8 protein-coding genes and 2 pseudogenes (1 of these 10 cut by a window edge) are annotated in these 16,334 nt (G+C 37.9%); 8 read left to right on the top strand and 2 right to left on the bottom strand.

Annotated features, from left to right (window positions below; all coding sequences use genetic code 11):
- Both L647_RS0112215 and topA read left to right on the top strand, forming a co-directional pair.
- Positions 1–386 (top strand): annotated as a pseudogene (locus L647_RS0112215) (IS4 family transposase); the annotation flags it as partial.
- A gap of 236 nt (positions 387–622) precedes the next feature.
- The gene (gene topA / locus L647_RS0112210) at positions 623–3,337 is read left to right on the top strand and encodes a type I DNA topoisomerase (protein ID WP_024611339.1); all 2,715 of its coding nucleotides are present in this window, start codon (positions 623–625) and stop codon (positions 3,335–3,337) included.
- Positions 3,338–3,474: 137 nt separating this feature from the next.
- Here topA and L647_RS0112205 read toward each other — a convergent pair whose 3' ends face one another.
- A complete protein-coding gene (locus L647_RS0112205) occupies positions 3,475–3,717 on the bottom strand; it encodes a hypothetical protein (RefSeq protein WP_024611338.1) in 243 nt (80 codons plus the stop codon).
- A 241-nt stretch (positions 3,718–3,958) separates the two neighbouring features.
- Between L647_RS0112205 and L647_RS0112200 the strand changes: the two genes are divergently transcribed.
- Positions 3,959–4,504, top strand: coding sequence for a TIGR00645 family protein (locus L647_RS0112200; RefSeq protein WP_024611337.1), 546 nt, complete (start codon positions 3,959–3,961; stop codon positions 4,502–4,504).
- A gap of 446 nt (positions 4,505–4,950) precedes the next feature.
- Here L647_RS0112200 and L647_RS0112195 read toward each other — a convergent pair whose 3' ends face one another.
- The gene (locus L647_RS0112195; protein ID WP_024611336.1) at positions 4,951–6,573 is read right to left on the bottom strand and encodes an alpha-glucosidase; all 1,623 of its coding nucleotides are present in this window, start codon (positions 6,571–6,573) and stop codon (positions 4,951–4,953) included.
- Positions 6,574–7,233: 660 nt separating this feature from the next.
- Between L647_RS0112195 and L647_RS0112190 the strand changes: the two genes are divergently transcribed.
- The 5 genes and pseudogenes from L647_RS0112190 to L647_RS01000000124135 all read left to right on the top strand — a co-directional run.
- Positions 7,234–10,017 (top strand): TonB-dependent receptor, encoded by a 2,784-nt coding sequence (locus L647_RS0112190; RefSeq protein WP_024611335.1) that lies wholly within the window; start codon positions 7,234–7,236, stop codon positions 10,015–10,017.
- 106 nt (positions 10,018–10,123) lie between these two features.
- Positions 10,124–11,620, top strand: coding sequence for a tryptophan halogenase family protein (locus tag L647_RS0112185; RefSeq protein ID WP_024611334.1), 1,497 nt, complete (start codon positions 10,124–10,126; stop codon positions 11,618–11,620).
- Positions 11,620–13,461, top strand: coding sequence for a glycoside hydrolase family 13 protein (locus L647_RS0112180; protein WP_029880456.1), 1,842 nt, complete (start codon positions 11,620–11,622; stop codon positions 13,459–13,461). The genes L647_RS0112185 and L647_RS0112180 overlap by 1 nt, the downstream gene beginning before the upstream one ends.
- Positions 13,462–13,554: 93 nt before the next feature.
- Positions 13,555–15,417 (top strand): alpha-amylase family protein, encoded by a 1,863-nt coding sequence (locus tag L647_RS0112175; protein WP_024611332.1) that lies wholly within the window; start codon positions 13,555–13,557, stop codon positions 15,415–15,417.
- Positions 15,410–16,334: pseudogene (locus L647_RS01000000124135) on the top strand (MFS transporter) (it continues 592 nt past the right edge of the window). Before L647_RS0112175 ends, L647_RS01000000124135 begins: the two are co-directional and overlap by 8 nt.

The following is a 16,334-nucleotide window of genomic DNA, read 5'->3' as shown; positions in this document are numbered from 1 at the left end:
AACTTGGTTATCGAGAAATGAAACAAACCTTACTAAATAGTCACTTCACGCTACGCAGCAAGAAACCTGAGATGATAGCGCAAGAATTATGGGGCGTAATGTTGAGCTATAACTTGCTCCGATACCAGATGGTGAAAATGGCGCAGAAAAAGTCTGGAATATATGCAAAACACCTGAGTTTTACGACGTGTGCTATTAGTATTATTAACCTTATTCATACAATGTTTATAGAAAATGCAGGACGGATACCTAAATCAATAGAGCAATTACAAGCTCAAGTTGAACATCACATATTGCCGATAAAACGGGAGCGGGCGTATCCGAGGTGTGTGAAACCAAAACCCAGTAAATACCCCAATAAAAAACGCCAGTCAGCTGTTAACTGACTGGCATTAACCTTTAGGTTGGCATTTTTGTTTCTGTTCTATATATTCCACATCAATTATTCTAAAAACACTTGTTTGGCTAAATTAGCAACAAAAATTGTTCGTTTATTCAGTAAATACTGAAAAGTTTGAATTAAAAGCTTGTAACAACTAGTGTTTGTAGATATACCTATAAATATTCGCGCCGCTTATGTCGGCAAAACACATTTTTAATATTTGGTTAGAAATAGGCAACTATGGGCAAATCGCTAGTAATTGTAGAGTCACCTGCTAAGGCTAAAACAATTAATAAATATTTAGGTAATGACTTCATCGTAAAGTCCAGTATTGGACATGTACGAGATTTACCTACTTCAGGTTCGAGCAAAAACAAAGTGCCGGCAACTAAAACGCCTGCAGAAGTTCGTAAAATGGAACCTGAAGAAAAAGCAGCGTATAAAAAGCAACGAGATTATACCAATTTAGTCGCGAGAATGGGTATCGACCCTAATCAAGGCTGGGATCCGCATTACGAAATACTGCCAGGTAAAGAAAAAGTTGTTCAAGAATTGCAAAAATTGGCAGAAAATGCAGACCAAATATATCTCGCAACGGATTTGGATAGAGAAGGGGAAGCAATAGCTTGGCACCTTCAAGAAATCATTGGTGGAGAGCCTGAAAAGTATAAGCGTGTAGTCTTCAACGAAATTACTAAAAATGCTATACAGCAAGCGTTCGAAACACCCGGTGAGCTAAATACCGATATGGTATTTGCTCAACAAACACGACGCTTTTTAGACCGTGTTGTTGGCTTTATGGTATCGCCATTACTGTGGGCAAAGGTAGCGCGTGGACTTTCTGCAGGTCGAGTTCAATCGGTAGCTGTGCGTTTATTGGTTGAACGTGAGCGCGAAATTAAAGCTTTTATCCCAGAAGAGTTCTGGGATATTCATGCTGATGTTAAAAATACCGAGTCAGAGTTACGCTTAGAAGTAACCAAACAAGCTGACAAGCCATTTAAGCCAGTAAATGAAGCTCAGGCTAGTGCAGCAGTAAAAAGCCTTGAGAATGCAGAATACAAAGTTATAAGCGTTGAAGAAAAACCAAGTAAAAGTCGCCCAAGTGCACCTTTGATTACTTCAACCATGCAACAAGCAGCGAGCACGCGTTTAGGTTATGGCGTTAAAAAAACCATGATGTTAGCTCAGCGTTTGTATGAAGGTGGCTATATTACTTATATGCGTACTGACTCAACTAATCTGTCAAAAGATGCCGTTGCTATGTGTCGCGAATATGTAACAGAGCAATTTGGTGAAAATTACTTACCTAAAGATCCAATTAGTTATAGTTCTAAAGGTAATGCCCAAGAGGCGCATGAAGCTATTCGCCCATCTAGTGTTACCGTGCTTTCTGGTCACATTGAAGGCGTAGATGCGGATGCTAAAAAGTTATACGAGCTTATTTGGCGCCAGTTTGTAGCGTGTCAAATGGTTCCTGCTGAATACGATTTAACAACATTAACTGTTGCGGCCAACGACTTTCAACTTAAAGCGAAAGGACGTGTACTTCGTTTTGATGGTTGGACTAAAGTTCAGCCGGCAGTGCGCAAAAAGAACGAAGAAGATCAATCACTACCACCCGTTACATTAGGTGAGACATTGACGCTTGTAGAGCTTGACCCTAAACAACACTTTACCAAGCCGCCTGCGCGCTTTAGTGAAGCGAGTTTAGTAAAAGAGCTTGAAAAACGTGGTATTGGTCGTCCTTCAACGTATGCATCTATTATTTCTACCATTCAAGACCGTGGGTATGTGCGTGTAGAAAACCGACGTTTCTTTGCCGAAAAAATGGGTGAAATTGTTACTGACCGTTTAGTTGAGAACTTCACTGATTTAATGAACTTTGATTTTACAGCTAAGATGGAAGGTCGCTTAGATGACATCGCCGAAGGTGAGCGTGTTTGGACTGAAGTACTTGATAAGTTTTATGCTGATTTTTCAACACAACTAAATGTTGCGAAAGACGAACCAGATCAAGGCGGCATGCGTCTTAATGAAATGGTTGAAACAGACATTGAATGCCCTACATGTAGTCGTAAAATGGGTATTCGTACCGCATCTACGGGAGTGTTTTTAGGTTGTACAGGTTATAACCTGCCGCCTAAAGAGCGTTGCACGACAACAATGAACTTAGTATCGGGTGACGAAGCAGTTGCAGCTGATGTTGAAGATGTTGAAACCGAAATATTAATGCAAATGAAGCGTTGTCCAATTTGTGAAACAGCAATGGATTCCTACCTAATTGACGAAACGCGTAAACTACATGTATGTGGTAATAATCCAGCATGTAAAGGTCACGTTGTTGAAGAGGGTACCTTTAAAATTAAAGGTTACGATGGGCCAATTATCGAATGTGATAAATGTGGCGCTGATATGGAATTAAAGTCTGGTCGCTTTGGTAAATACTTTGGCTGTAATAACGACGAGTGTAAAAACACTCGTAAGTTACTCAAAAGTGGTGAAGCAGCTCCACCAAAAGAAGATCCAGTTCACATTACAGAATTAGAATGTGAGAAATCAGATGCGTATTTTGTATTACGTGATGGTGCTGCAGGTATATTCTTAGCCGCTAATACATTTCCTAAATCACGTGAAACCCGTGCACCTAAAGTTGAAGAGTTGAAGCGTTTTAGAGAGCGTATATCACCTAAGTTTTATTACTTAGCAGACGCGCCAGTAAAAGACCCTGATGGTAATCTTGCTGTTGTTCGTTATAGCCGTAAAAATAAGTCTCAATATGTAATGACTGAAGTTGACGGTAAAGCAACGGGCTGGACTGCACACTATGAAGCAGGTAAATGGGTAGAAGAGGCGAAGAAAAAAGCGGCGCCTAAAAAGAAAGCAGCTGCTAAAAAAGCCCCCGCTAAAGTAAAACCTAAGGCGAAAGCTAAAGCTAAAAAAGAAGATGAATAAGCAGGTCACTGCCTATTTATAACTTTTTATAAGTTATAAAAAAACCGGAACGCACATCTTGTGTCGATTCCGGTTTTTTTTGTATCTATTCTATATGTACTTCGCAATGGCTTTGTTAGCCGTACATACAAATATAATTAAATTTTTACAGAAGATACTTTTTTATAGCCTTCTGATTCAAGCTCATCATTTACGCACTTTAATACATATGCATTTAGCTCTTGGTTGCTTACGTCGTCATCTTTAGCCCAGTTAACACACATTTCTGTGTATTCTTTTATTGTTTCGGCTGAAGCGTTTGTTGCATCGTCTGCTACTGCATAAGTTGCAGATACTGCAAATAAAGGTGCTACGATTAATGCTAGCAATGCTTTGTTCATTCGTTTATTCCTAAAAAAATGTTGTGACGACCGAATTACGCTGTTTAAGTTGGAGCGTAAAACAATAGTGCCCAATACAGAACCGTTCTGTTGGTATGCTGATTTTTAAACGAATTTGAAATAAAAGATAACGAAATATTTTTATCGTGAAGATGAGTAATTTACTTACCTGTATTCTCACACTATTGTGTAAAAATGGTTTATAAGCTAAGGTCGCTTTTTTAAACGAGAAGATGAACCAATGTCATCACCCATACCGAATAAAACCCCTCGCCAAGCTAATAAAATAGAGCATGCATTAGAGTCGTTTATTTTTAAAGGACGATGGCTTCTTGCTCCATTTTTTGTTGGTTTATTATTTGCAATTATTCTATTGTTAATAAAGTTTTTTAAACAACTTTATTTGATGGGCATCGCGACATTTACAGCAACAAATCAAGAATTACTCGTTGGTATTTTAACTTTAGTTGACACTGCATTATTAGCAGGGTTGCTACTTATTATTATATTTAGTGGTTACGAAAATTTTGTTTCTAAACTTAATGTGGATAACCACGAAGACAAACCATCTTGGATGGGGAAAGTTGGATTTTCAGGACTGAAAATGAAACTGATAAGCGCTATAGTGGCTATTTCAGCTGTTGAGTTATTAAAAGTATTTATAAACTCTGGGGCACTTTCAAGTGATGAGCTACTTTGGAAAGTTATTATCCATGTTACATTTGTTATGTCTGGCGTTTTATTTGCGTTAACTGACTATTTAAATAGTAAAACTCAAAGTCATTAAAATTATAAACAATAACTAAAAGCCCAAGTAATTTACTTAGGCTTTTAGAGGGTGCTGCTCTTTCAGGAATGTAATTTGTTCAATCTAGGGCGCGATTTTATCGCGGCATGTGGTTTGTAACCTAGTGAGCCCGATAACTGCCCCTGAGTTATCCTATTGGCTTACATGCATGAACGAATAAGTAAACACCGTAAATTTCCTCGTCTTGCTCACGCACTTTACTTACATTTTTGTAGGTAATAAAGAGTCAACCCCTTTAAGTCGAGGTCAAGGGGAGAGCATGTTTGGTATTTATCCCGCGTTATCGCCTAATAATGGGAATCCCCCTACATAGGATCTACCTTGCCTAAACACCATACATACAGCTGAAAATTTAACCTCGAAAGATAAACATACCCTAGTTTTAGCTAGTAATTTTAAAGTGGAACCTTAATCTATTGAAGCTATTAACATTGCGAGTAAAAGCATGCATAAGGCTCAAAAGTGATTTGATTATTACTAAATTTAGCATTGTGATGGCTAAGCTCGGTGTGTTCTTTAGTAATTGATAATGCCATATTAATTACTAATTGTTGGGAGCTAAGATTAAACATACAAAGCATTTTTTGTGCACCAAGTGTTCTATAAAAAGCAAGTATTGGTTCTGGCGTATCAATAAATTCAATATCACCTTCGATTAATGTAGGTTGTTTTTTTCGCCATATCATAAACTCGCGGTATGCATTCAGAATTGAATTACTGTCGTTTGTTTGAAGTGCTACAGATTGGTGCTTATGCGCGTCATCTATTGGTAACCAAGGCTTTGTTTCACTAAATCCGGCATATTGCGTGTCTATTTGCTCCCAAGGCATCGGTGTTCTACAGCCATCACGACCTTTAAAGCTGGGCCAAAAAGTTATTCCGTATGGGTCTTGTAAATCATCAAAGGCAACATTTGCTTCACCTAGACCTAGCTCTTCTCCTTGATACATACAGACGCTGCCACGTAGAGAAGCAAGTAGGGCGGTTAACATTTTACATTGCTTAGGGTTAATTTCGTCGTTTTCACTCCAGCGGCTTGCCACACGTTCTACATCGTGGTTACTAAAAGCCCAACACGGCCAGCCCTCAAGCATATGCTGTTCTAGGGTTTGAACCGTACTTCTAATGTACTCACTTGAGCAATCATTTGTTAAAAGTTCAAAACTGTAACCCATATGAAGTTTATCACCGCCTTGCGTATATTCGGCCATCGTGGCTAATGAATCCTCTGATGATATTTCGCCTAACGATACCGTACCAGGGTATTTATTAAGTAATGAACGAATATCTTGCATAAACTCAATATTTTCTGGCTGAGTATTATTGTGATAATGATACTGAAATGCATATGGGTTATCTTCGCTAAAACCTCGACCTTGGCGTTTTTCTTTTGGTTTTGCTGGATTATCGCGAAGTTGTGCGTCGTGGTAGCAAAAATTAATGGCGTCAAGTCTAAATCCATCCACTCCTTTTTTAAGCCAAAATTCTACATTATCAAGTACAGCTTGCCTAACATCCCGGTTGTGGAAATTAAGATCTGGTTGCTCGGTTAAAAAATTATGTAAATAGTATTGCCCGCGCCGAGGCTCCCATTGCCAAGCTCCACCACCAAAAATAGAAAGCCAATTATTTGGAGCTGTTCCATCTTCTTTAGCATCGGCCCATACATACCAATCAGCTTTATCGTTTGTTAAATTATTACGGCTATCTAAAAACCATTGATGTTGATCAGAAGTATGGCTTAATACCTGATCAATAATTATTTTAATATTACGATCATGTGCCTGGCTTATAAGCTCATCAAAATCGTTTAAATCGCCAAATAACGGGTCAATATCGCGATAATCGCTAATATCGTAGCCAAAATCCTTCATTGGTGATTTAAAAAATGGTGAAATCCAAATAGCATCAATGCCTAAGCTTTTAATGTAATCAATACGATTAATTATCCCTTTTAAATCTCCAATACCATCGTTGTTGCTATCTTGAAAGCTACGCGGATAAACCTGATAAATAACCGCACCTTTGTACCACTGCTTTTGGGCCATGCTTTTTTCCATCATTCCACACCGTATTTGTTTATTTTCTTGTGATTATGGATTAATCACCTTATTTGCAAAAAGCATACGTGAAGCTTGTGAAACTGTAAAAAGCCTGCATACGTATGCATTAAAATAAATACAATAAAATGATTAAAAATAAATACTTAGAACATCTTTATGATAATTAATTAATTCGATAATAGTTTACCAATTTAAAGTTTCAGTATTTCATTGCTAAAAAAATAACATAACAGATTGTAATAAAAGGGGAATATATTTGAAGCTTTACACAAAATGGTCTGACCAATTAAGCATCTAGTTTATTTGGAATGTCTTACATTTAAAATAGTAGCGTTAGTTCATTTCATTTTGTTTACATATGAGCAAGTGAGCTATAAATATTATAATGAAGTAATTTAATCAGTGGTTGCTAATGCTTAGTTGAAATTAATTTTAAATGCAATAAAATCAGTTGCTTAATTATAATTTTTTGATGTCAACGTTAATGTGAAAGCATGCTATTACTGTTGAATACGTATGCATAAATTTGTTAATAAAATAAACAAGGCGTTAATATTCATCCTGACAACAAAATTAACTCGTCTTGTTTGGCTATCACTCAAACATTAATCGCGAGTATCACAATATGGGTAACGGGAAAACATTATGTCTATGTTCAAACCAAGTATATTAACTTTGGCATTAACAGCTGCAGGCTTATCATGCTTTGCTACACAAGCTGCTCAAGAAGATACAATAAAAAAAGATGAATTAGAGGTTATTGAAGTTAAAGGCTTTCGTGGCAGTGTAGTTGAATCAATCAACACTAAACGCTTTTCTACACAAGTTGTTGAGTCTATATCAGCTGAAGATATTGGTAAACTACCAGACTCTTCGATTGCAGAGTCTATTGCGCGTTTACCTGGTTTAACAGCTCAGCGCCTTGATGGTCGAGCGAGCCGAGTAACGATTCGTGGTTTTGGCGAAAACGAAAGTGGCACTACATTTAACGGTCGCGAACAGGTATCGATTAGTGATAACCGTGGTGTTGAGTTCGATCTTTACCCATCAGAAATAATGAGTGGCGTAACTGTTTATAAAACGCCAAGCGCAAATATAGACGCTGAAGGTATTGCTGGTGTTATTAACATGCAAACAGTTAAACCTTTAAGTAAAGGTGAGCGTGTTATACAGGTTAATGGCCAATATGAGCAAACTAGTTTTGAAAAACTAAACCCCGATGGTAACGACGATGGTTTCCGTGGCACCATTTCTTATATCGATCAGTTTGCTGACGATACCATTGGTGTAGCAATTGCTTTAAATACGATGAGCTCTCCAAATCAAGAAAAACGCTGGAACTCATGGGGGTACCCAGAGTTTACAAATAACGGAAATGATTATTCAATATTAGGTGGTGCAAAACCTTACGTGCGTTCATCCACACTTGAACGTGACTCTGCAATGCTTGTATTAGAAGCAGCCCCTAACGATAAGCTACATATGACGTTTGATGCATTATATGTAGATTTCACTGATGAAAAAATACTTCGAGGTATAGAGATCCCATTTGCTTGGGGACAAGGTGTCATTGATCCTACAAGTATTGAAGTTGATGAAGCATCTGGCTTTATTACAAGCGCGACCTCACAAGGGCAGCGTGTTGTTGTTCGTAATGATTATGAAGAACGTAAAGCTGAGTTAACTGCATTTGGCTTTAATACTAAATATGATATTGATGATTCATGGTCTATAGAATTTGATGCAAGCTACTCACAAGTAGATCGTAAAATTTGGAGTATTGAGAGTTATTCAGGTACAGGACGTGGTGACTCACGTGGTGTTGCTGATAACTTAGGTTATATATTTAACGGCGGTAATACAGGGGCTACATTTTCACATGAACTTGATTACAGTGATTATAGCTTAATTCAGTTAGGTGGTCCGCTTTCGTGGGGTGCAAGTTCTGCACTTAATGATAAATACGGTATAACGGGTACTGAGTACGAAAATCAAGCGCAAGATGGTTTTATCAACGCGCCTACAATTGATGATGAACTAACAACGCTCAAATTTGCCGCATCTAAAGTACTTGAAAATGATTACTTAAGTTCGATTGAATTTGGCTTATCGTATCGTGAACGTGAAAAATCTAAGAGCTCTGAAGGTTACTTTATGACGCTATCTGGTTTCTCCCTAAACAATCCGGGTATGCTTGGCGTACCTGAACAATACCGTAATGGCAGTGTTGATTTAGGCTTTATTGGCATGGGCGCTATGATTGCTTATGACACCAATGGTCTTGTTGATGACGGTTACTACGATTTACTCGCAGAGAGCTTGACTAACCCAAGCCATGCAACTAAATCTTGGACTGTTAAAGAAGAAGTTACCTCAGCTTTTATTCAAGCAAATATAAATGCAGAAGTTAATGGGTTAGCGCTGACAGGTAATGTAGGCGTTCGTTATATTCAAAGTGAGCAATCGTCGCAAGGTAATGCGTTTGGTTCTGTTAATGGTTTAGTTTTAACATCACCAACAGATATTAGTCACGATTACTCAAATGTATTGCCTAGCTTAAACTTGTCATTAGCACTTGATGATCAGCAAACAGTTCGTTTTGGTGCAGCTAAAACTATTTCTCGCCCACGCTTAGATGAAATGAATGCGTCAGTTAACGCTTCATATAACCAAACACCAGACGAGAATGGTAACTACTGGTCTGTATCGGGGGGAAATCCAGAGCTTGAAGCGAAAGAAGCGACAGGTTACGACCTTACTTACGAAAACTATTTTAGTGATGAAGGCTACTTCTCAACTGCATTTTTCTATAAAGATTTAACACAGTGGATTTTTGACGGCACGTATGAAATTGACATGACGGGTGTTGAAGACCCTTCAACAGGTCAGTTACCAGCAACTTCAGCGGGTACTGGTAGCGGTAAAGTAAACGGTGGCGGAGGGGATCTTTGGGGCTATGAGTTATCGCTTGCGTTACCTTTTAAAATATTTCACCCGTCACTTGAAGGGTTCGGCATTATTGCTAGTCATACTGGTATAGAGTCAGATATTGAAGATCAAAACGGCAATGAATATGAGCTACCTGGGCTTTCAGATAAAATTCAAAGCTTAACCGTTTACTATGAAATGCATGGTCTGCAATTACGTACGAGTATGCGTAAACGTAGTGCGTTTAAAGGCGATGTGTATGGTCTTGGTTTTAATACTGATCAAGTTGATATTTTAGGTGAAACAATTTGGGACGTTCAAGCCGGTTATGATTTCAGCGAAGCTGGTATTACAAGCCTTGAAGGTTTATCTGTTCACTTCCAAGTACAAAATTTAACGGAAGAACCATTTACGTCGCTTTCTGGAGACAATGCTCTACAAGTTCGTGATTACCAAGATTATGGACGTACCTACTTATTGGGCTTTAGTTACAAGCTTTAATAAAATTGTGTATATAAGCTCTTGTAAATTACTACAAGGGCTTTTTTATCGTTACTTTACCTAACCGATTAATCATATTCGATTTAATAAAAACGTGGATAATAATATGAAACCAGTAAAACACGTCGTAATAGCCGGTGGTGGTACTGCAGGTTGGATAACTGCAGCATTGCTTAATAAAGTGTTAGGGAAAGTAATTAATATCACATTAATAGAATCATCTGCTATTGGTACTGTGGGTGTGGGGGAAGCGACTATCCCTCCTATTTTGCAACTTAATAATGCACTAGGTATTAACGAGCAAGAGTTTATAAACGCGACTAACGCGACAATCAAACTAGGTATTGAGTTTGAAAACTGGAAAAAAACATCGCACAGTTATATGCATGCTTTTGGTGCAATTGGAAAAGACTTCCCGTTTTGTGACTTCTATAATTTTTGGCTAAAAGGGCAAATACAGGGCAGTAAAGATGAACTCTGGGATTTTTCATTAAATTATCAGGCGGCAAAAAATCATAAATTTTCCCCTATTAACAGTATTCCTAATACACAATTGCCAGGCATTAGTTATGCGTATCATTTTGATGCAACCCTGTATGCTGAGTTTTTAAAACGTCTTGCTATAAAGCGCGGTGTAAATCATATAGATGCCAAAATAGGTAATATCACACAATGCCCAACAACAGGTAATGTAAAAGCAATCAGACTTGATGATAGCAAGCAAATAACAGGGGATTTATTTATAGATTGCACAGGGTTGTGCGCACTATTAATTGGGCAAACGCTAAATACAGGGTTTATTGATTGGTCACATTATTTACCGTGCGACAGGGCAGTTGCGGTGCAAACAAAATCAAACGACGAGTTAAAACCTTATACCCGCTCAATTGCGCATAATGCAGGCTGGCAGTGGCAAATTCCGTTGCAAAGCCGAATAGGCAACGGCTTAGTATATTGCAGTCGTTATTTATCTGATGATGATGCAAAGCAGTTGTTACTTAATAACTTACCAAGTGACCCAATAACAGAGCCTCGATTAATTAAATTCAAAACAGGACGTCGAATCAAACAATGGCACAAAAATGTAGTTGCGATTGGTTTATCGAGTGGCTTTTTAGAACCACTGGAATCTACAAGCATTCATTTAATTCAAACCGCAGTTACACGGCTCATTAAATTATTTCCGCATGATGAAATAAGTGATGTATTAGTGGATGAATTTAATAAACAAAGTGTGGCTGAAATAGAGCATATACGCGATTTTATTATATTGCATTACAAACTAACTAAGCGGGAAGATTCTCTATTTTGGCGACAATGCATGCAAATGAGTGTCCCAGACTCATTGACCCATAAACTTAATTTATTTAAGCAAACCGGTAAGATAATACGCGAAAACGATGAGTTATTTGCTGAAATTGCATGGCAACAAGTGATGATTGGGCAAGGCTTAATACCTAGTGATTATTGTACTATTGTTGACTCCCTAACGGAGGAGCAGTTAAGTGATTTATTCATTAACTTAAAAACATTAATAAATTCGACCGTTGAAAAACTTTCGACTCACAAAGAGTTTATAAGCAGTATTAAAAGGGCATTATAATGAGACTTATAAAACAAATACTTTTACTGTTTTTATGTACTCTATCAAGCACTTCTTATGGACTGAATGTCGAGCCATCTAATTGGTGGGTGGGCATGAAAAAAAACACAATAACTTTAATGTTACATGAGCCAAATATTGCAAATACCCAGTTTAAGCTTTTACCTTATAAAGAGGTTGAATTAACCAAAATTACGCGTACCGGAAATCCTAATTACATATTTTTACATGTAACCATAAGCGATAAAGCCCAAGCGGGTTCTTTAAAATTTAATAGTCGTAATAATAATTTCAGTTTTCCCTTGTTGGATAGAAAAAAGCACAGTGCTGAGCGTCGAGGTTTTAGCAGCGCAGATACACTTTATTTAATTAACCCAGATCGTTTTGCTAATGGTGACAAAAAAAATGACACTGTGAACGGTATGTTGGAAGCGATAAATCCAACATTTAAAGGGGGGCGACATGGTGGTGACATTCAGGGTGTTATTAACGCGTTACCATATTTAAAGGATTTAGGCGTTACACAGTTATGGTTAACTCCTGTGCTAGAAAATAATATGCCCGATTACTCCTATCATGGTTATGCTATTACCGACTTTTATAAAGTGGACCCGCGCATGGGTTCAAACTCACTTTATAAGTCACTTTCTGCAAAGGCTAAAGAACAAGGGATTGGTCTTGTTATGGACATGGTGCTAAATCATATTGGCTCCAGACACAAATGGATGAGAGATAAACCAACACAAAATTGGATTAATTTTGGTGGTGAATTTAATAATGGTAAAAATGCGACAAGCCATGCTCGTCAAACAATCCAAGACCCACACGCAAGCGATTATGATAAACGCCAGTTTAACGATGGTTGGTTTGTAGCAAGCATGCCTGATTTAAATCAACGGCAGCCACTTTTAAGTGAATATTTAATTCAAAATGCTATTTGGTGGATTGAATACGCTGATCTAAGCGGTATTCGAGTCGATACATATTCATATTCCGACAACGTATTTTTAAGTGATTGGACTAAAGCCATTATGAACGAGTATCCACACTTTAATATTGTAGGTGAAGAATGGACATCAAACCCAGCGATTGCCTCTTACTGGCAACGCGGGAAAGTAAACCAAAACGGGTATACGTCAAGCTTGCCGAGTGTTATGGATTTTTCATTGCAGGAGGCGTTAATACAGGGACTTAATGAACAAGAAAGCTGGAGCACTGGCTGGATTAAAGTATATCAATCTCTTGCAAACGACTTTTTATACCCAGATACAAATAACATGATGGTATTTGCTGACAACCACGATATGAGTCGTGTTTACACTGAACTTAAACAAGACTTAGCCAAAGCAAAAATAGCAATGACCATGCTATTGACGACACGCGGGATCCCACAAATTTACTACGGTACAGAGATACTGCTCGATAACAGACTGAGCAAAGATCATGGGGATATACGCATAGATTTCCCAGGTGGGTTTGAAAATCAGCAAGCCAATGTATTTACAGGTCAAGGGTTAACAGCTGATCAGCAAAGTATGCATAGCATGATGTCTACACTACTCAATTTTAGAAAAACCAGCCCAGCGATCATTCATGGTAAATTGATACACTTTAGCCCGAAAAATGGCGTATATAGTTATGCACGACTTAGTGATGAGCAAGTTATTTTAGTATTTTTAAATAAAAATACTGAAGCGGTTAACCAAAACCTTGATTACATGAATGAAGTTTTACCAATAAATGCAGAAGCTAAAAATATACTTAGCAACGAAATGCACATACTCAAAAGCAAAATCACACTAAAACCAATGAGCGCTACCGTATTGGTGATTAACAAATAATGAATTAGCCCGTGAATACGTATGCAGCCACTGTATGGTGGCTGCTGTTATCTTTAGTATAAAGCTATCCCTGATATATAAATGACACACACAATGAAAAAAACAATGTATGCCCTCCTATTGCTCTGCAGTGCACTTTTAATAAATGCATGTACTGATGATGGAAAAAAAATGCAAGCACACGTTATTGTGCCAAAGAAAAATGAGCTAACCAAGCCTGTTGTTTATCAGGTTTTTACGCGTCTATTTGGTAATGTGAACACTGAAAATAAGCCTTGGGGAACGATAGAGCAAAATGGAATAGGTAAATTTGCTGACTTTAACGATGCTGCACTTAAAGGCATAAAAGAGCTGGGGACAACTCATATTTGGTACACCGGTGTATTACACCACGCTCTTGTGGGTGATTATACTCAATACGGTATAACACAAGACGACCCCGATGTTGTAAAAGGTCGGGCTGGTTCGCCATATGCAATTAAAGATTACTATGATGTAAATCCTGATTTAGCAATAGATGTTGTCAATAGACTCGATGAATTTAGTGCACTAATTGAGCGTACTCATAATCACAGTATGAAAGTTGTTATTGATATCGTGCCAAACCATGTTGCTCGAAATTATCATTCTGTTGCAAAACCTAAAGGTGTTAAAGATTTTGGTGAGCAAGATGATACCAGCAAAGTGTATGATAAAAATAATAATTTTTATTATGTACCTGATCAGTCTTTTCAGGTTCCTTCATCGGCGTCTTACCAGGTATTAGGTGGTAACAGTCATCCGTTAGCAGATGGTTTTTTTGACGAAACACCCGCCAAATGGACTGGTAATGGTGCTCGCTCTCCAAAACCAGATATGAATGATTGGTATGAAACAGTTAAAATTAACTATGGAGTAAAGCCGGATGGCAGCTATGATTTCCCGACATTACCTAAAGAACTAGAAAACCAAGATTACCGTGCTCATTATGCATTTTGGCAAAATAAAGAATTGCCTAATAGTTGGTATAAATTTAGAGATATCATTCTTTATTGGCTAGAAAAAGGTGTTGATGGCTTTAGGTATGATATGGCTGAGATGGTGCCTGTAGAATTTTGGAGTTTTTTAAACTCATCTATAAAAATGCAAAAACCTGATGCATTTTTACTTGCCGAAGTTTATAACCCTCAGATGTACCGCCCCTATATTTACCAAGGTAAAATGGACTACCTATACGATAAAATTGGTTTTTACGATACGTTAAAAGCAATTATGCAAAATAGGCAGCCCGCAAAGACTATTTTTGATGCGCACACACAAGTTGCCGATATTGAACAGCATATGCTGCACTTTTTAGAGAACCATGACGAACAACGTATTGCGAGCCGTGACTTTGCAGGAAAAGCAGTTTGGGGTAAACCTGCAATGGTGGTTTCAAACCTTATTAGTCGTGCACCAACCCTATTATATTTTGGTCAAGAAGTAGGTGAAGATGGCTCTGAAAATGCAGGTTTTGGCTCATCAACCCGCACCAGTATTTTTGACTACATTGGTGTACCTGCACATCAAGCATGGATGAATAATGGCAAATTTGATGGCGCTAATCTAACCCCTGAACAGTCAAGCCTTCGCCAATATTACAAATCAATTATGGCGTTAAATAGCATTCCCGCTGTTGTTGGCGGCGATATGCATAAATTAAGCGTGGTAGGAAGTGAAGCCGTGGTTGCTTTTGTACGTTCAATAGGTCATCAATCAATTTTTGTGATTAGTAACTTCAGCGAACAAACGCAAAGCATAACGGTGACTTTAAATAAAAATCAAATAAGTAAATTAAATACAACAGATGCTTTGCACGATTTACTTGAGGGTCATAATGATATTTGGATATCAAAAAATGCTAATGGCGCTTCATTCACTCTCATTCTAAATGCACTTAGTAGCGCGGTATTAACAAAGAAGGCAAATGATGAATAACAATAATAATACTCATAACAGCAATAAACCAAATCTAAACTTTTGGCAGATATGGAATATGTGCTTTGGCTTTTTAGGTATTCAATTTGGTTTTGCGCTTCAAAACGGTAATGTGAGCCGTATTTTTCAAACCCTTGGTGCGCAAGTCGACGATATTCCTATTTTATGGGTTGCAGCACCGCTAACTGGTTTAATCGTGCAACCAATAATTGGTTATTGGAGTGATAAAACATGGGGACGTTTTGGTCGTCGTCGTCCATTTTTATTTTTAGGTGCAGTGCTAACAACTATTGCACTATTTATTATGCCGCATTCGCCAACACTTTGGATAGCCGCTGGTATGTTGTGGATTATGGATGCGTCTATCAACGTTACTATGGAGCCATTTAGAGCACTCGTAGGGGATAACTTACCAGAAAAGCAACGTGCGACAGGTTATGGTTTGCAAAGTTTTTTTATTGGTATTGGTGCTGTTTTAGCGTCAGCGCTACCATGGATGATGACTAATTGGTTCGATGTTAGCAACACCACAGTCATCGGTGAGATACCAAATTCCGTTAAGTATTCATTTTATTGGGGAGGCGTTGTTCTATTAGCGGCAGTACTATGGAGCGTTGCAACAACAAAAGAATATACCCCTGAGCAATTAAATAAATTTGAAGAGCAAAAAGGTCAGTATCAACCAATTGAAATTGCTGATATTAATTATAATAAAGGCGGCATTGTATTTATCGTATTAGGTTTTTCGATACTTGCGCTTGTTATGGGCTTGGCGCTTGAGAAAGAACTTTATTTATTAGCTGGTGGCTTACTTGTCTTTGGTATTGTGCAGTGGATTGCAGGTTTATTAAAAACTAAAAACCATACCCAAGGTGGCTTTTACCAAGTAGTACAAGATGTATTTACAATGCCAGCCG

The sequence above is a fragment of the Pseudoalteromonas sp. TB64 genome (assembly GCF_000498095.1).
Classification (GTDB): Bacteria; Pseudomonadota; Gammaproteobacteria; order Enterobacterales; family Alteromonadaceae; genus Pseudoalteromonas.
This window is presented reverse-complemented; position numbering and strand designations above follow the sequence as displayed.